Source organism: Nonomuraea sp. NPDC050556 (genome assembly GCF_044457355.1).
In the GTDB taxonomy this organism is placed as follows: domain Bacteria; phylum Actinomycetota; class Actinomycetes; order Streptosporangiales; family Streptosporangiaceae; genus Nonomuraea.
This window is the reverse complement of sequence record NZ_JBITGU010000003.1, coordinates 1,149,798-1,165,518: the sequence shown is the minus strand read 5'-3', so window position 1 is coordinate 1,165,518 and position 15,721 is coordinate 1,149,798. Positions and strand designations below refer to the sequence as shown.

The 15,721-nt window shown below is 70.8% G+C and carries 16 protein-coding genes; 6 read left to right on the top strand and 10 right to left on the bottom strand.

The window, feature by feature from the left end; all coding sequences use genetic code 11:
- Positions 1-5 precede the first annotated feature (5 nt).
- Both ACIBG8_RS34450 and ACIBG8_RS34445 read right to left on the bottom strand, forming a co-directional pair.
- On the bottom strand, positions 6-422 hold the full coding sequence (locus ACIBG8_RS34450) for an HIT family protein (protein WP_397347263.1): 417 nt from the start codon (positions 420-422) through the stop codon (positions 6-8).
- Positions 423-432: 10 nt separating this feature from the next.
- Positions 433-1,134 carry a DUF1838 family protein gene (locus tag ACIBG8_RS34445; protein WP_397347262.1) on the bottom strand — a complete coding sequence of 234 codons (702 nt, stop codon included), beginning with the start codon at positions 1,132-1,134 and terminating at the stop codon, positions 433-435.
- Between the two features lie 61 nt (positions 1,135-1,195).
- Between ACIBG8_RS34445 and ACIBG8_RS34440 the strand changes: the two genes are divergently transcribed.
- Positions 1,196-2,686: a DHA2 family efflux MFS transporter permease subunit gene (locus ACIBG8_RS34440; protein WP_397347260.1), complete on the top strand. Its 1,491-nt coding sequence runs from the start codon at positions 1,196-1,198 to the stop codon at positions 2,684-2,686.
- Positions 2,687-2,690: 4 nt separating this feature from the next.
- The gene (locus ACIBG8_RS34435) at positions 2,691-3,257 is read left to right on the top strand and encodes a TetR/AcrR family transcriptional regulator (RefSeq protein WP_397347259.1); all 567 of its coding nucleotides are present in this window, start codon (positions 2,691-2,693) and stop codon (positions 3,255-3,257) included.
- On the opposite strand, the gene ACIBG8_RS34430 is transcribed toward ACIBG8_RS34435, so the two are convergent.
- The 6 genes from ACIBG8_RS34430 to ACIBG8_RS34405 all read right to left on the bottom strand — a co-directional run bounded on the left by ACIBG8_RS34430 (position 3,244) and on the right by ACIBG8_RS34405 (position 6,627).
- Positions 3,244-3,651 (bottom strand): protease inhibitor I42 family protein, encoded by a 408-nt coding sequence (locus ACIBG8_RS34430; RefSeq protein WP_397347258.1) that lies wholly within the window; start codon positions 3,649-3,651, stop codon positions 3,244-3,246. The genes ACIBG8_RS34435 and ACIBG8_RS34430 overlap by 14 nt on opposite strands.
- Complete coding sequence (locus ACIBG8_RS34425; RefSeq protein WP_397347257.1) at positions 3,651-4,589, bottom strand: YihY/virulence factor BrkB family protein; 939 nt, start codon at positions 4,587-4,589, stop codon at positions 3,651-3,653. The genes ACIBG8_RS34430 and ACIBG8_RS34425 overlap by 1 nt, the downstream gene beginning before the upstream one ends.
- Positions 4,586-5,188: a DUF3618 domain-containing protein gene (locus ACIBG8_RS34420; protein ID WP_397347256.1), complete on the bottom strand. Its 603-nt coding sequence runs from the start codon at positions 5,186-5,188 to the stop codon at positions 4,586-4,588. The genes ACIBG8_RS34425 and ACIBG8_RS34420 overlap by 4 nt, the downstream gene beginning before the upstream one ends.
- Positions 5,185-5,586, bottom strand: coding sequence for a phage holin family protein (locus ACIBG8_RS34415; protein WP_397347255.1), 402 nt, complete (start codon positions 5,584-5,586; stop codon positions 5,185-5,187). Before ACIBG8_RS34415 ends, ACIBG8_RS34420 begins: the two co-directional genes overlap by 4 nt.
- Positions 5,587-5,667: 81 nt before the next feature.
- Positions 5,668-5,874, bottom strand: a complete 207-nt coding sequence (locus tag ACIBG8_RS34410; RefSeq protein ID WP_397347254.1) for a hypothetical protein — start codon at positions 5,872-5,874, stop codon at positions 5,668-5,670.
- Between the two features lie 9 nt (positions 5,875-5,883).
- Complete coding sequence (locus ACIBG8_RS34405) at positions 5,884-6,627, bottom strand: class I SAM-dependent methyltransferase (protein WP_397347253.1); 744 nt, start codon at positions 6,625-6,627, stop codon at positions 5,884-5,886.
- Between the two features lie 100 nt (positions 6,628-6,727).
- Here ACIBG8_RS34405 and ACIBG8_RS34400 point away from each other — a divergent pair, with 100 nt between their 5' ends.
- Together ACIBG8_RS34400 and ACIBG8_RS34395 are read left to right on the top strand one after the other, a co-directional pair.
- Positions 6,728-9,802, top strand: coding sequence for an SNF2-related protein (locus ACIBG8_RS34400; protein WP_397347252.1), 3,075 nt, complete (start codon positions 6,728-6,730; stop codon positions 9,800-9,802).
- A gap of 3 nt (positions 9,803-9,805) precedes the next feature.
- Entirely contained in the window at positions 9,806-10,579 is a 774-nt protein-coding gene (locus ACIBG8_RS34395) for an SWIM zinc finger family protein (RefSeq protein ID WP_397347251.1), read from the top strand.
- On the opposite strand, the gene ACIBG8_RS34390 is transcribed toward ACIBG8_RS34395, so the two are convergent.
- Together ACIBG8_RS34390 and ACIBG8_RS34385 are read right to left on the bottom strand one after the other, a co-directional pair.
- Positions 10,549-12,318 (bottom strand): ATP-binding cassette domain-containing protein, encoded by a 1,770-nt coding sequence (locus ACIBG8_RS34390; RefSeq protein ID WP_397347250.1) that lies wholly within the window; start codon positions 12,316-12,318, stop codon positions 10,549-10,551. The two genes, ACIBG8_RS34395 and ACIBG8_RS34390, sit on opposite strands and share 31 nt — an antisense overlap.
- Entirely contained in the window at positions 12,315-14,066 is a 1,752-nt protein-coding gene (locus ACIBG8_RS34385; RefSeq protein WP_397347249.1) for an ABC transporter ATP-binding protein, read from the bottom strand. The genes ACIBG8_RS34390 and ACIBG8_RS34385 overlap by 4 nt, the downstream gene beginning before the upstream one ends.
- Before the next feature lie 145 nt (positions 14,067-14,211).
- On the opposite strand from ACIBG8_RS34385, the gene ACIBG8_RS34380 reads away from it, so the two are divergent.
- Positions 14,212-14,976 (top strand): SDR family oxidoreductase, encoded by a 765-nt coding sequence (locus tag ACIBG8_RS34380; protein ID WP_397347248.1) that lies wholly within the window; start codon positions 14,212-14,214, stop codon positions 14,974-14,976.
- Positions 14,964-15,521 (top strand): GNAT family N-acetyltransferase, encoded by a 558-nt coding sequence (locus ACIBG8_RS34375; RefSeq protein ID WP_397347247.1) that lies wholly within the window; start codon positions 14,964-14,966, stop codon positions 15,519-15,521. Before ACIBG8_RS34380 ends, ACIBG8_RS34375 begins: the two co-directional genes overlap by 13 nt.
- Positions 15,522-15,721: the final 200 nt, after the last annotated feature.

Below are 15,721 nucleotides of genomic sequence, written 5' to 3'. Positions count from 1 at the left end.
GCTGCCTACCCGTCAGGGGAGGCAGCTTTTTTTATCGCCGCGGCGTAGGTGGTGGCCTCGGTGTCGGAGTCGTACTTGGTCCGGGGCCAGAAGAAGCCGCGCAGGCCGTCCTTCTTGTTGCGGGGCACCACGTGGGTGTGCAGGTGGGGGACGCTCTGGCTGATCGTGTTGTTCATCGCCACGAACGTGCCGCCCGCCTCCAGGCCGTCCTGTACGGCACGCGCCATGCTCTGCACGCGCTCGAAATACGGCCCGACCTCCGTCAGGTCCGTCAGGGTGGCGACGTGCGCGCGGGGAACCACCAGCACATGACCCTTGAAGACAGGCCTGGTGTCGAGGAAGGAGACGGCCACCTCGTCAGACGCCACGACGAAGGCGGGCCGCTCCCCCGCGACGATCTCGCAGAAAAGGCAGGTGCTCACGATGCAGACCCTAGCGGTCCCTGAACGCCGTCCAGCTGGTGACGTTGCGCCCCTCCGCGTTCTCCGGCGCGTGCAGGTAGTGCTCGCCGACCCGCTCGACCAGCCGCGCCGACGGCTCGGCGATCTTGCCGCCCCTGCAGTGGTAGACGAGCCCGCCCTGCAGCTGCCCCATCGCCATCCACGGCAGCCACGGCGAGGTGCGGCACCAGGAGAACACGCTCGGCACGTCGTCCAGGTCGGACTCCATGTCGGAGGCCTTGGCGAAGAACTGGAACAGCTCCATCGCCCGGTAGGTGTCGCTCGCCGAGTTCTCGGGGTACTCGGCGACCTTCAGCGGCGACGGATAGGCGAGCAGGATGTCGGTGTTGAACACCACCTGGTCACCGACGCGCGTGGTGGGCACCTGGAAGTTGCCCAGGCGCTGGTTGACCGGGTCGTTGAAGACGTGCATGACGTCGACCGTCCTGCCGGTGAACGGGTTGTCCCAGGTGTCGATGACCTCCCTGGTCTTCGGGTCGAGGTAGATCGCCGCCTCCCTGGTCAGGAGCTGCCAGCCGCCGTCGACCTCGACGGCGCGCGCCGCGTTGACGCCTTCGAAGCCGAACAGGTGGTGGGGGCCGTCGTCCTGCTGCCAGCCGTACACGTCGCCGGTCCACCAGGAGACCGTCTCAGAACCGTCCGCCGAGGTGCGCACCCGGATGAATTCCCTCATGCGGGAAGCCTGCCGTCTCGTGCCCCTTGTTTCAAGACAGGCTGTTGCTATCGTTAGCAACATGGTGTCGCTAAACCAGCGCACGCAAGGCTGGCTCCCCCTCTTCGTCCTGGCCATCGGCGCGTCGATGATCGTCATCGACTCGACCATCGTGAACGTCGCGATTCCCGCGATCATCGCCGACCTCCATCTGACCGCCACCGACGTGGAGTGGATCAACTCGATCTACTCGCTGATGTTCGCCGCCCTGCTCATCCCGCTGGGCCGTACGGGCGACGTGCGCGGCAGGCGGCTGATGTTCATGCTCGGCATCGGCTTGTTCCTGGCCGCGAGCGTCCTGGCCGCTGCGTCGGTGAGCGCCGCCATGCTCATCGCCGCGCGCGTCGTGCAGGGCGTTGGAGCGTCCATGGCGGTGCCGATGACGCTGGCCGGGATCAACGCCCTCTACACCGGCTCGCGCAGGACCATCGCGTTCGCCGTCTGGGGGTCGGTGATCGGCGGCATGGCTGCGGTCGGGCCGCTGACCGGCGGCTGGCTGGTGACCGACTTCGGGTGGCGCTGGGCGTTCTGGGTGAACGTCCCGATCGGGCTGCTCGTCCTGCTCGGCGCGCTTCGCGTCCCCGAGTCGCGCGACCCTTCGGCGGGCGGCTGGGACGTGCCCGGCCTGCTGTTGTCCGTGATCGGGCCGTTCTCGCTGGTGTTCGGGCTGATCGAGGGCCAGCGCTACGACTGGGCGATGCCGATCCCGCTGGCGTTCTGCGTCGCCGCCGTGGCGCTGACCGCGCTGGTGCTGGTCGAGCGGGCGCGGGCGCGGGCCGGGCGCCCGATCATGCTCGACCTGTCGCTGCTGTCCATCAGATCTTTCCGGTACGGCGGAGCCGCCGGCATGGTCGTGTCGATTGGCGAGTTCGGCCTCATCCTCATCGTGCCGCTCTTCCTGCAGACCGCGATCGGCTTCACCGCCCTCCAGACCGGAATGATCATCGCGGCGATGGCCGTGGGCGCGTTCATCGCGGGCAGCGTGGTGCCGAAGCTGGCCCGCCTCATCTCCCCTCGGGCCATCGTGCAGGCCGGGCTCGGGCTGGAGGTGATCGGCGCGTTCGGCATCGCCTGGGTGCTCTCGCCGCACGTCGGGCCGTGGACGCTGGTGCCGTGGCTGTTCGCCTACGGCTTCGGCATGGGCTTCGCCTCGGCGCAGCTCACCGGCGTCACCCTGGCGGGCGTGCCCGCGCACAAGTCGGGCCGGGCGTCCGGGCTGCAGTCGTCGATCAGGCAGGTCGGTGCGGCCATCGGCATCGCGGCGCTCGGCACGGTGCTCGTCACCGGGCTCGGGTCGGCGATGACGCAGAAACTGCCCGACCGGCCCGACCTGGCGCGGGCCGTACGGGACAGCGGGGGCGCGGCCATCGCGGCGATCAGGGACCCGGCGACGCATGCCCTGGCGGTTGAGGCGTCGGTGTCCGCGACCCGCAGGGTGATGACGGTGACGGGGCTCGTGCTGCTGTTCGGCGTGGGCGCGACTATGCTCCTACCTGGGAAAGAGGAGGCGTGAACGGGTGCCCAGGATCAGCGCGGCCACGGTCGCCGACCATCGGGCCAGCCAGCACGCCGCGTTGCTCGAAGCCGCCATCGAGATCCTCAACAGCGAGGGGCACGCGGCGCTGACGCCCGCCGCCGTCGGCGCGCGGGTGGGGCTGGCCAGATCGAGCGTCTACCGCTACTTCTCCTCCACCGCCGACATCCTGGCGCAGCTCGCCGAGGAGGCCATCCCCCGCTGGACGGCCCGGCTGCGCTCAGCGGCGGCCGACGGCGGGGTGCGCGCGTTCGGGCTCACCACCCTGACGTTCGTGCACAGCCGCGACTACGTGCTGCTGCGCACCTTCGCCTCGATCGACGTGCCCGCCGGGTGCCAGGCCAGGCTCGACGAGCTGCACGCGGCGATGGTCGAGCCGCTGCGCGACCTGGCGGCCGCCCAGGGGCACCCGCACCCCTCGCTGCTGGCCCACCTGGGGTGGAGCATCCTAGGCGAGGGGTCGCGCCAGCTGGCGGCGGGCGGCGATCCCGCCGTCGTCATCGAGACCACGCTCGACGTGCTGTGCCGGGCGATGCTCACTTCACGGTGATCTCGAAGATCGCCTCGCCGGACTCCGGAGTGGTCTTGGCCGTGCCGCAGCGGTAGCAGTCGAAGAGCTTGACCTCGGTCGAGCCCGGCTGCTTGGCGTTGAACACGAAGTAGCTCGTGCCGCCCGCGCCCGGGGCGTCCGACTTCTGCTCGTGCTCCTTGCTGATGAACGACGCCACCTTGGCGTCGGGCACCGCCACCAGCTCCCAGCTGTCGCCGATCGAGGCGTTGTCCGGCACGGCCAGCGAGAACCGCTGGCCCTTGGCCACCTCGACCTGCACGGTCGTGCCCTTGGTCCCCTGGACGACCTTGCCGTAGTTGTTGACGGCAGAGCCCGGCGAGCACGCCCCGGCCAGGGGCAGGACCAGGGCAAGAACGAGGAGCTGTCGCCGCATCACTCAGGCAGCGTATCGGCCTTGGGCGGATCCCTGGGCACCGCGTACGGCTCGACTTCGACGGGCTGCCCCTCGGCGATCCTGCGCCCTCTGACCAGCTCTGCGTCGAACTCGGCGCCGAACAGCACCGCCAGGTTCGACAACCAGAGCCACACGAGGAAGACGACCACCGCGGCTAGTGCCCCGTACGTCTTGCTGTACGAACCGAACAGCGTCACGTAGAGCCCGAAACCCGCTGACACCGCCACCCACAGGACGACCGCGATCAGCCCGCCCGGCGTGATCCACCGGAAACCCGGCTGCTTCACGTTGGGCGCCGCCCAGTACAGCAGCATGAACAGGCCTGCCGCGATCAGGACGAGCACCGGCCACTTCGCGACGTCCCACACCGCCACGAACTGCCTGCTCAGCCCGACCGTGCCGCCGGCGACGTCGGCCAGCCGCCCGGTGAGCGTCACCGCGGCCGCGCCGATCGACAGCAGGATCATGACCAGGAGGGTGAGGCCGACGCGCAGCGGGGTGAGCTTCCAGAACGGCCTGCCCTCCTCGATGTCGTAGATCGCTTTGGCCGCCCGGCTGAACGCGCCGATGTACCCCGACGCCGACCACAGCGCGACCGCCAGGCCGACGATCGCCACCACGCCTGCCTGGGGGCGGTTGCGCTGGATGGCGGCGATGCCGTCCTCCAGCAGCTTGGCCACGTCCGGCGGGGTGACGACCGACAGGCTGTTGATCAGGTTGGCGGTGTCGGTCTGACCGAGGAGGCCGAGTAAGGACACCAGGACGATCAGCGCGGGGAAGATCGACAGGACGCCGTAGTAGGTGAGCGCCGCGGCCCAGTCCTGGACGTTGTCGTCCTTGAACTCGATGAACGTGCGTTTGAGTACGCCCCACCAGGCCCGCCTCGGCAGGTCGGTGGGGCGTCCTGGGGCGTTCACTTGCCGCGCTTCATCATCCTTCGAATGATGAGCGCGAGGATCGTGCCGACGGCGGCTATCACCAGGATGGGGCGCTTCTTCGCTTCCTGGGTCACGGTGTCCGCGGCGTCCTTGACCTGGTCGGGCATCTTGTCCATGGCGTCCTTGGCGACTTCCTTGGCCTTGTCCGCCGCGACCACCGCCTTGTCCTTGGCGATGTCGGCCGCCATGACGGCCTTGTCCTTGGCCATGTCGGCCGCGTCGCTCGCCCTGGCCTTGACGTCCATCTTGTCGGCCAGCGCCTCGACGGTGTCGCCTAGGTCCTTACGCGCGTCGCTTATGTCCTTACGCACCTGAGTCTCCTCATCGTTGTCGCTTACTTCACCGGTATCCGTGCGGTCGTCCGGTGGAGGCTCCGGGTTGTTCGGCGGCTCGGGGACGAACGTCTCGTGCGGCTCGCGGGCCGCCTCCGCCGCCAGCGCGTTCTCGGCCGCGCCCGGCCGCGTCTGCGGCACGTTGACGGAGCCGCTGTCGACCGGCGCGCCCACCGGCTTCCTGCGCGCGCCCATCTCGCCCGCGCGCCCCTGCTCGAAGCCCTCGCCAGGGTCGGTCTCTGTCATCGCCGAGCCCTCTCCTTCACCACGTCGATGTCGGCCTTGACGCTCTCGACGGTCTCTTCCGGCATCGGCGGCGCCGCCTGTCTCACTTGGTTCTTACCGACGAGAGCGAGGATCGCGGCAACGACGAGCAAAGCTCCAGCCACGATTCCGGCCGCGGCCCACGCGGGCATCACCAGCGCGAGCAGCAGGATCACGGTCGCCACCAGCGCGGCACCGCCCAGGAACGCGGCCACGACCGCCGCGCCGAACAGCCCGGCGCCGAAGCCGGCGTGCCTGCCTTTTTCTGCCAGCTCCAGCCTGGCCAGGTGCAGCTCGTCCTTCACGAGCCGCCGCACCTCGTCGGACAGCCGGCCGATCAGCTCGACGGTGGACAGGTGCTCCTTGCGTTCGTCGTTCACCTCGGTCGCCTCCCTCCGCTGGGAGGCGACTACCCAGGGACGGCGACCTCTATCATCACGCTGCGCGCGGAGATGGCGCGGTCAGCGGCGGCGCGAGGCGCGCAGGAGGAAGCCGACGACCGACGCGACGGGCGACGAGGGGACGTCACACCACTCGTCGGGCTTCGCTGGAGACTTGAACGGCGAGGGGAGGTCGCACCAGGCCTCGGGCTTGGCGGGAGCCTTGAACGGCGACGGGAGCTCGCACGGCGGCGTCGGCCGGTCGCGCCTAGATCCTGAAGGGTTCATACTTCGAGACTACGCCTCGCAGACCAGATGTGTGAGGGCCGCGACCCGGCGGTATGGATCGGTCATCCCCGCTCGTTCCTCGCACGCCAGGAGCTCGTCGATGTCGTCGGGCACCTGCGCGTCGTCGGCCGCTGTGTCGTTGAAGACGCGGACGCCGTAGAACTCGGTGACCTTCAGACCGTGTACGGCCAGCCGTACGGACAGGTCGTCGAGCCGGTCGGCGCGGGCGTCCACGCCGATGCGGTTGGTGTAGCCGAGGCCGTCGAAGGCGCGGGCCGTGGCCTGCCAGTCGTGCAGCAGGCCGGGGCGCATCGCCAGGGCGTCGCCGTTGCGTACCAGCAGGGACACCAGGCCGCCCGGGGCCGTGAGGGTGGCGAGGTCGGCGAGGAGGGGGTCGGGGTCGGGGAAGTACATGAGGACGCCGTGGCACAGGATCGCGTCGAAGGAGCCTGGCTCGAAGAGCTCGGTCAGGCGTTCCGCGGGGGCGTGGACGGTAGTGATCCGCATGTCGGGCTGGATGTCCTGTTCCAGCAGGTCGAGCAGGTCCCTGGAGGCGTCCAGGGCGGTCACCTGGTGGCCTTGGGCGGCGGCTCTGAGCGCCTGGGTGCCCTGGCCGCAGCCGACGTCGAGAACGCGGGCGGGGGTTTGCGGGAGGTGTCCGGCCAGCTGGCGGGTGACGAGCTCCTGCCTGATGACGTCACGCAGCTTGCCCAGCCTTTTCCGCCATCCCGCCTCACCTGCGGCGAACGTCATCACGCGCTCCTCTTCATCCGGCGATCCGATTTCCGGCAAATTGCCGAGCAGGTTAGCAGAGCCGGGCCGGGCTGTCGGTGGCGGCCGGTAGCCTGCCGGGGTGCTGGTCGTACACGGAGTCTGGACGGAGCTGGGCCTCGCCTTCTGGGGCGAGTCACCTGGGCCGGCCTCCCCTGCCCGCACGTCCGCGACCCCGCCCCACCCCTTCGCCGCCGACCCAGGGACCGTCGCCGATGCCCTCGGCGTGGAGGGAACGGTGGTGGAGCTGGAGCTCCTCCTCCCCGGGTCCGCCCGCGAGCCCGTCCCGTCGCCCGAGACCGGCCGCATCACCGACATCACCCGGCCTCGGCTGCGGCCGTGGCGCGTCCCCGCCCTCCTCCCCGCCGTGCGTGACACGTTGCGTGTGCTCGCCGAACCCGCCCCCTCGGCCACCGTCCGCCACTGGTCCGCGACGGCCCGCTTCGCCACCGACCTCGTCCGCCGCGGCCGCATCGTCCCCCAGCTCATCCCCACCCCGCACGCGACCCCGCCCCTTCAAGACGCCCCGCGCGCTGAAAAGGCCCCGCGCCCTCACGGGACCCCAGCCCTTCAAGACGCCCCCGCCCCCCAAGGGACCTCGACCCCGCAAAGCGGGCTGGGGGCCTTTCGTGAGGCCATGGCGGACGTGCTCGACGAGTCCATGGCCATGTGGGCCGTGCCCACCGAGAACGCCGAAGCCCGCTGGCGGGCCGTCATCACCGGCTCGGACGCCACCCACTTCCGCGAGCTCGCCCAGGCCATGCCCCCCGCCTGCCGCACCGCCGCCGCGGAACGCCCGTCCACCGACGTGCTCCGCGAAGCGCTCGACGCCTTCGCCGACGCCCAGGTGCGCGCGACCGTCACGCCACCGGCGACCGTACCCCGCACGCTGGAAGACCGCTGGCTGGCCGCCCTCACCGGCGACGACCCCGCCTGCGTGGACGTCCCCGAGCTCAGAGCCACCCTCACCGCCTGGCACGACACCGTCGCGGCCGCCGACGCCGCCACCCGCGTCTGCTTCCGCCTCATCGAACCGGCCGACACCGACGACTGGCGGGTCGAGCTGGCCCTGCAACCCATCGAAGACCCCAGCCTCTACGTCGAGGCCGAGCGGGTGTGGTCCGGCGACCCCGTCCCCGGCCTGCCCAAACGCGCGGAGCGGGAGCTGCTGGCCGGGCTCGGCCGCGCCGTACGGCTCTATCCCGGCCTCGACAGCGCCCTCAGGGTGGCGCGCCCGAGCGAGCTGGCGCTCGACACCGCCGGAGCGTTCACGTTCCTGCGCCAGGGGGCGCCGCTGCTGCAGGCCGCCGGGTTCGGCGTGCAACTGCCGCGCTGGGCCCGCCGTACCAAACTGGGCCTGAAGCTCACCACCCGCACCAAAGCCCAGACCGCGGCCACCGGCCAGGGGTTCGGCCTGCAGCAGCTCGTCGACTTCCGCATCGACCTGGCCGTGGGCGACGAGACGATCAGCGAGGCGGAGCTGGCCGAGTTGGCCAGGGCCAAGGTCCCGCTCGTGCGCGTGCGCGGCCAGTGGGTCGAGCTGGACGAGCGCCAGCTCAAGGCCGCCCTGCGCGCCGTCGAGGGGCGCAGGGACGGCGAGCTGACCGCGGCCGAGATCCTCCAGCACGTCATCCAGGGCGACGAGAGCGAGCTGCCGCTGCTCGAGATCGACGCGGACGGCCCGCTCGGCGACCTGCTGTCCGGCCAGGCCGACCGCCGCCTCACCCCGGTGCCGACCCCGGACGGCATCGACGCGCAACTCCGCCCCTACCAGGAGCGCGGCCTGGCCTGGCTGAGCTTCCTGTCCGAGCTCGGCCTCGGCGGCGTCCTCGCCGACGACATGGGCCTGGGCAAGACGATCCAGACCCTGTCCCTGCTGGTGCACGAGCGGGCGGCCAGGCCGACGTTGCTGGTGTGCCCGATGTCGCTGGTCGGCAACTGGGAGCGGGAGGCGGCCAGGTTCGCGCCGTCGCTCGGCGTCTACGTGCATCACGGCGCGGGCCGCGATCCGGCGCGGCTCGGCGGCGCCGACCTGGTGATCACCACGTACGGCACGGCCCAGCGCGACCTGGAGGCGTTGCAGCAGGTCGAGTGGCACCGGGTGGTGTGCGACGAGGCGCAGGCGATCAAGAACAGCGGCACGCTGCAGGCGCGGGCGGTCCGGGCGATCCCGACGTCGACCAGGCTCGCGCTGACCGGCACGCCGGTCGAGAACCACCTCGCCGAGCTCTGGTCGATCATGGAGTTCTGCAACCCGGGCCTGCTCGGCTCGCGGCAGCGGTTCAGGTCGCGTTACCAGGAGCCGATCGAGGCGCGCCAGGACGAGCAGGCGGCCCAGGCGCTGCGCCGCGCGACGGGACCGTTCGTCCTCAGACGCCTCAAGACCGACAAGTCCATCATCACCGACCTGCCGGACAAGATCGAGGTCAAGGAGTGGTGCTCGCTCACCCCCGAGCAGGCCTCCCTGTACAAAGCCGTCGTGGACGACATGATGGGCAAGATCGACGGCAGCGAGGGCATCGAACGGCGCGGCCTCGTGCTCGCCGCGATGGCCAAGCTCAAGCAGGTCTGCAACCACCCGGCCCACCTGCTCAAGGACGGTTCCAGGCTGGCGGGCAGGTCGGGCAAGCTGGCCAGGATCGAGGGGCTGGCCGAGGAGATCATGGCGGAGGGGGAGAAGGCGCTGTTCTTCACGCAATATGCCGAGTTCGGCGGCATGCTGCAGCCGTACCTCTCCCAACGCCTCGACCGGCCGGTGTTGTGGCTGCACGGCGGGCTGCCCAAGAAGGCCCGCGACCGGCTGGTCGACCGGTTCCAGAACGACGGGGAGCCGACGGTGTTCCTGCTGTCGCTCAAGGCGGCGGGGGTGGGGCTCAACCTGACGGCGGCCAACCACGTCGTGCACATGGACCGCTGGTGGAACCCGGCCGTCGAGGACCAGGCGACCGACCGCGCTTTCCGCATCGGGCAGCGCAAGAACGTGCAGGTGCGCAAGCTGATCTGCGCGGGGACGCTGGAGGAGCGCATCGACGAGATGATCGAGCGGAAGAAGGCGCTGGCGCAGAGCGTGGTCGGCACCGGTGAGGACTGGCTGACCGACCTGTCCACCGAGGAGCTGCGTGAGGTCTTCCGCCTGGGCGCCGAGGCGGTGAGCTGACGCATGCCTGGATGGGGTGGCCGCCCGATCAAGGTCGAGGGCGGGCTGAGGGCGAGGACGGCGCGCGGGTCGATCGGGTCGCAGTGGTGGTCGCGGCGGTTCATCGACATCCTGGAACGCGTCTGCGACAAGGGCCGCCTGGGCCGAGGGCGCGCCTACGCGCGTGGCGGGCAGGTGCTGTCGATCGACCTGTCCCCCGGGCTGGTGGCCGCCTCGGTGCAGGGGTCGCGGCGGGAGCCGTACACGATCAAGATCAGGATCGAGGCGTACGGCGAGCAGCGGTGGGCCGAGCTCACCGAGGCGATCGCGGGTCAGGCCGTCTATCGGGCGATGTTGCTGGCCGGGGAGATGCCGCAGGAGATCGAGGAGCTGTTCGCGGCGCGCGGCGTCGACCTGTTCCCGCGCGACCTCGACATGGACTGCACGTGTCCTGACTGGGGGTTTCCGTGCAAGCACCTGTCCGCTGTGCTGTATCTGCTGGCCGAGTCGTTCGACGACGATCCGTTCCTGGTGCTGGCGTGGCGGGGCAGGACGAAGGAGCAGCTGCTCGGGTCGCTGGCGGACGAGGAGCCTGAGCCTGAGCCGCTGCTGGTGTCCGACGTGCCGTTCGCGGACCGGTTGTCGGACTTCTACGCGCCGGGCGCGAGCGTCCGCCGCCAGGAGCGGCCGCACGTGGCTGCCACGCCGGGGTTGCTGCTGCGCCTGTTCCCGCCGCCCGGCGACCTCGGACGGCGGCTGGCCCCCCTCTACGAACAGCTCGACCCCCCGCGCTCTTGATCCTCTTCCTGCCACAGGCGACGCATCTCGGGGCAGGTGTCCAGGAGGTCGCCGGGCTTGCCGCGCCCGGCGACCGTGCCGCGATAGAGGACGACGATCTGGTCGGCACGATCCAGTACGGCCCGCCGGTGCGAGACGACGAGCAGCGTCGACGGGCCGTCGGCGGCGATGCGCTCCCAGAGCAGGCGTTCCGTCCCGACGTCCAGGGCTGAGGACAGGTCGTCGACGACGAGCAGCTCCGGCGTCCTGACCAGCGCACGGGCCGCGGTGGCCCGCTGCACCTGGCCGCCGGACAGCCGGACGCCACGCGGCCCCACGACCGTGTCGAGAGCGTCCTCGACCTCGGCGAGGTCGAAGGCGGCCAGCTCCAGGGCTCGCTCCACGTGGGCGTCGGTGCCCGGCCAGCCGAGCAGCACGTTCTCTCTCAGCGTCTCGGAGAACAGCCGAGGCACCTGCCCGGCGTAGGCGACGCGGCCGGGCACCAGGAAGGTGCCGGGGTCGTCGACGGGCTCGCCGTTCCACGCGACGGTGCCCGCGGTGACCGGCTGGAGCCCGAGCAGAGCCCGCACCAGCGTGCTCTTCCCCGCCCCGACCGCGCCGGTGATCACGGTGAACGACCCGCGCTCGACCCGCAACGACACACCCTCAAGCCGCCCAGGCACGCTCAACCCCCACGCCTCCAGCACTTCGAGCCGCCCCGATGCCGTCTGCCCGCGCGCCGGGATTGTGGGCGGAATCGGCTTTCTGGGGGTGAAGGTGGGGGTTCTCGCCGCCAGGTCGTGAGCGTTCTCGTGGGCGGCCATCAACCGCCCGAGCCGCTCGGTGGCGACCGCCGCCTGCGGGAGCCGGTACAGGATCGCCCCCACGGTCCGCGGCAGGGCCGTCAACCAGCTCACATAACTCGTGAACAGGGCGAGATCCCCCACCGTGAACTCGCCCCGCCGCATCGCAGCCGCCCCGAGCAGCAACACCAGCCCGATGCTGATCTCCACCGTCGCACCGGTAGCCGTGTCCATGAGGTCGGTCGCCAGCCGGTCCTTGATCGCGGCATCCCTGCGCCGCGCGTTGAGCTCACGCAGCCGCCGCAGCGCCGCCTCCTCCGCCCCAGCCGTCTTGAGCGCCAGCACGGCACCGAAGATCTCCCCGACGAAGGCGGTGGTAGCCGCCCCGAGCACCCGCGCCCGCAGGTGCAGCCGGTGGATCGTCCGCCGCATGAGCCTGCTCAACACCCCGACCACGATCATCGGCACGACCAGCACCACCGTGATCACCGGATCGATCGTCGCCATGATCACCAAGGCGGCCGTGGTGAACAGCGCCGACCCCACCAGCCCGACCACCTCGTCCACCAGCTCGACCGCGTCGGCCGCGTCGTCACGCAACCGCGCGACGGCCTCTCCCGACGAGCCAGGCAGCCGGGTGGCCGCTGGTCCGCGCGCCGTGAGGACTGACCGCAACACGTTGGTACGCAGGAGCGTGGCGGCAGCACACCACCACCAGTCGCCGTAGGTCCACGCGACCACCATCGACACCCCGCGCACCACCTCAACCCCCACGAAGGCGACACACAACCACAACGCGGATTGCGGGCTGACCGCGTACCGGTCGAACAGCTGCTGCAGCAACACCCCACCCAGCAGCGGCAACACACTGAACGGCATCCAGAGCAGCGCACCCACGAGGTATCGGCGCAGATCGAACCGCGCCAGCCCGGCGGCAACGACCATGACCGGCTTCATCGCACCCCTCCCACGTCGGCTGCCGATCCAGCGAAGGCGAGCATCCGGGCGAACCGGCTGTCGGGGTCGGCCGCCAGCTCCTCCCGCCTGCCGTACTCGAGGATCCGGCCGTCGCCCACGACGGCGATCCTGTCGACCTTGGCCAGCGACGACGGCCGGTGGGCGATGACGATGGCGGTCCGGCCGCCGAGCAGCCGGTCCATGCCGTGCTCGATGCGGCGCTCGCTCGCGGGGTCGAGCCTGCTGGACGCTTCGTCGAGCACGACGAGCCCAGGGTCGGTCAGGAAGGCGCGGGCGAAGGCGAGCAATTGGGCCTCCCCTGCAGAAACCGACGAGCCACCCGCGTCCGGCGAGGCATTGCCGAGAGTGGTGTCGAGGCCCTTGGGGAGTCTGGCCAGCCAGTCGCCGAGGCCGACCTCCTCCAGCACCTCGCAAAGCCGCAGGTCGTCCCCCAAAGCGGGACGGAACAGCGTCAGGTTGTCGCGCACGCTGGCCGCGAACAGCTGGACATCCTGGGTGACCACGCTGACCCGAGCCCGCAGCGAACCGGGCGAGACATCACGCAGGTCGACCCCACCCACCAGCACCCGCCCCTCCCCCGGGTCATAAAGCCGCACCGCCAACCGGGCCAGGGTCGTCTTGCCCGCCCCCGTACGCCCCACCAGGCCGAGCGTCTCCCCAGGGGCCAGCGTGAGGTCGACGCCCGACAACACCCGGGCTCCGCCGTACGCGAAACCGACCCCGTCAAAGCGCAGGCTGAGCGCCCCCAACCCAGGCAGCGGCACGGGCGCAGCAGGCACGGGCACCGTACGCGGCGTGGACAAAAGCTCCCCCACCCGAGCGAACCCCGCCAAAGCCGACTGATACTGCCGCAACTGGTCGATCAACCGCTCGAACGGCGTCCGCACCATCAGCGTGTACTGGAACAGCAACACCCCAGTCCCCACACTGAACGCACCGGAAGCCGCCAGCCCGAGCATCAGCGCGGTCCCCGCAGCGAACGCCACCGACGTCCCCGCGATGAGCCCGCTCCCGATCATCGAAGCCCGCCGCCCGGTCCAGAACCACTCGGCGCTCACCGAAAGGAACCGCCGCACAGCGTGCTCCCCCGCGCCGTTGGCCCGCAGGTCCTCCGCCCCGGCCAGCCGTTCCTCCAGCGTGCCGATCATGGTGGCGTTCGCCGCCCGAGCCTCGGCGGCAGAGGGTACGGCGAGGCGTTGCGCCAGGGCCATGCCGTACCCGACGAGCACGCAGTAGACCAGCAGCGCCGCCCCGAGGCGTACGTCGACGGCGAACACCACGACGAGCACCCCGCACAGCAGCAGGAACCCCGCCACGACGTCCATGAGGAAGGCGACCACGAAGTCCGCGATGGCGACGACGTCGCCGTCCACGCGTTCGATCATCTCGCCGGGGGTGTGCTCGCCGTGGAAGGCGAGGTCGAGGCCGAGCGCGTGCCCGGCGAGGCGTTCCCTGAGGCGGTTGGTGCCGTCCCAGGCCAGGCGGCTGGCCAGCCACGCGGTGAGCATCCTGACCGCCTGCCCGGCGACGGCGATCCCGAGGTACGCCAGGGCGATCATGGCCAGCGAGCCGGTGGTGGCGCCGCCGATCGCGTCGTCGACGAACGTGCGGGTGAGCTGGGGCGCCAGGAGGGGCAGCGCGGTGGCTGCCGCGATGGCGGCGGTGAGCGCTAGGACGGAGCTAGGCCGGGGACGAAGGGCCTGAAGTACGGGTGTCCTGGGAGACAAGCGTCATGTCCTTGTGAGAGGGAGAAGGTCCTTTCTGGGGTGACATGACGGCTGCGCGCATTTCGGGACTCCCGGGGGTTGTGGGTTGCTGCGTGGGAAGTACAGCAATGCCGGGGCGGTGCGGGCAACTGGTTTACTGGCCCGCGTGGAGACGCTGGCGGGCCGTACGGCCGTGGTGACCGGGGTGAGCAGGCGGGCCGGGATCGGGTTCGCCGTGGCTCGCGAGCTGCTGGCCTGCGGTGCCAGGGTGCTGGTGCAGTCGTGGACCGCGCACGACGACGAGCAGCCGTGGGGCGGCGACGACCTCGGCGCGCTGCTGGCCGAGCTGGGCGACGTCGCGCACGTGGCGGCCGACTTCGCCGACCCTGGCGCGCCCGCGCTGGTGATGGGGCGCGCGGTCGAGCTGTTCGGCCACGTGGACGTGCTGGTCGCCAACCACGCGCGCAGCTCCCAGCAGTCGCTGACCGAGCTGACCGCCGAGGAGCTGGACCTTTCCTGGGCGGTGAACGGCAGAGCCAGCGTGTTGCTCACCCAGGCGTTCGCCGCGCAACACGACTCCAGGCCGGGCGGCCGGGTGATCCTCTTCACCTCCGGCCAGCACCTCGCCCCCATGCCGGACGAACTCCCCTACGCCATCAGCAAGGGCGCGATCCACCAGATGACGCTCAGCCTGTCCGACGCGCTGGCCGACCGCGGGATCACCGTGAACACCGTCAACCCCGGCCCGGTCGACACCGGCTGGGCCACCCCCGACCTGGCCGCGCACGTGGGCCGCGCTCTCCCGGCGGGCCGGTGGGGACGCCCCGAGGAGGTGGCCCGGCTGGTCCGGTGGCTGGCCTCGGACGACGCGGCCTGGATCACCGGCCAGGTGATCAACTCCGAGGGAGGATTCCGCCGATGGACCCCGTGATCCTGGCCTTCCCTGAGCGGGACACTCCCGCGCCGCTCCGCGCCCAGGTCCTCGACCTGATCGCCGAGGCCTGGCCCCCGTACGGCTTCACCGGCCACGACCCCGCGCTGCACCCGCTGTCCATGCTCCTCGTGGCCGACGACGTGGTTCTGGCCACCCTGGACATCCTCACCAAACCCCTGACCCACGCAGGGAGGACGTACAGAGCAGGCGGCCTGAGCATGGTGGCCACCCGCAGGTCCGCCCGCGGCCAGGGCCACGGCCACCACCTGGTCTCCGCCGCCCGCGAAGCCATGGCCGCAACGGTCGACCTGGGCCTGTTCACCTGCGACAGACCCCTCCAGCCCTTCTACGAAGCCGCAGGCTGGTCCCACCTGCCGGGAACCGTCCTGGTCGGAGGTACGCCGGAGGCCCCGTTCCCCAGCGACCACCCCGGCTTCGACAAGGTCACCATGTGCGATTTCTTCACCCCGGGCATCGACCGCAAGGCCTTCGAGAACACCCGCATCAACCTCCACCCCGGCACCGTCGACAAGCTCTGGTAGCAGGCGCGCTTGACAGGTGGACGGAAGATCGCTTTTAATGGCCGCCGCGTCGCGTGAAGCCATCCGGGGAGAACGGTGGCGGCATGGAGGCGCCGTGACAGAGGGATGATGCCGTGCGTTCTCACACCACAGGCCGCGACTGATCTGACTCCCCGTGTGTACTCCGGGTTGAGCCGTCTTTTGTTCCTATTCCAGACAAG

Coding starts and splice junctions, on each gene's coding strand:
- ACIBG8_RS34375 (WP_397347247.1), top strand. CDS start 14,964: ATGGACCCCGTGATCCTGGCCTTCCCTGAGCGGGACACTCCCGCGCCG.
- ACIBG8_RS34395 (WP_397347251.1), top strand. CDS start 9,806: ATGCCTGGATGGGGTGGCCGCCCGATCAAGGTCGAGGGCGGGCTGAGG.
- ACIBG8_RS34410 (WP_397347254.1), bottom strand. CDS start 5,874: ATGAACCCTTCAGGATCTAGGCGCGACCGGCCGACGCCGCCGTGCGAG.
- ACIBG8_RS34420 (WP_397347256.1), bottom strand. CDS start 5,188: ATGACAGAGACCGACCCTGGCGAGGGCTTCGAGCAGGGGCGCGCGGGC.
- ACIBG8_RS34390 (WP_397347250.1), bottom strand. CDS start 12,318: ATGAAGCCGGTCATGGTCGTTGCCGCCGGGCTGGCGCGGTTCGATCTG.
- ACIBG8_RS34430 (WP_397347258.1), bottom strand. CDS start 3,651: ATGCGGCGACAGCTCCTCGTTCTTGCCCTGGTCCTGCCCCTGGCCGGG.
- ACIBG8_RS34405 (WP_397347253.1), bottom strand. CDS start 6,627: ATGACGTTCGCCGCAGGTGAGGCGGGATGGCGGAAAAGGCTGGGCAAG.
- ACIBG8_RS34440 (WP_397347260.1), top strand. CDS start 1,196: ATGGTGTCGCTAAACCAGCGCACGCAAGGCTGGCTCCCCCTCTTCGTC.
- ACIBG8_RS34445 (WP_397347262.1), bottom strand. CDS start 1,134: ATGAGGGAATTCATCCGGGTGCGCACCTCGGCGGACGGTTCTGAGACG.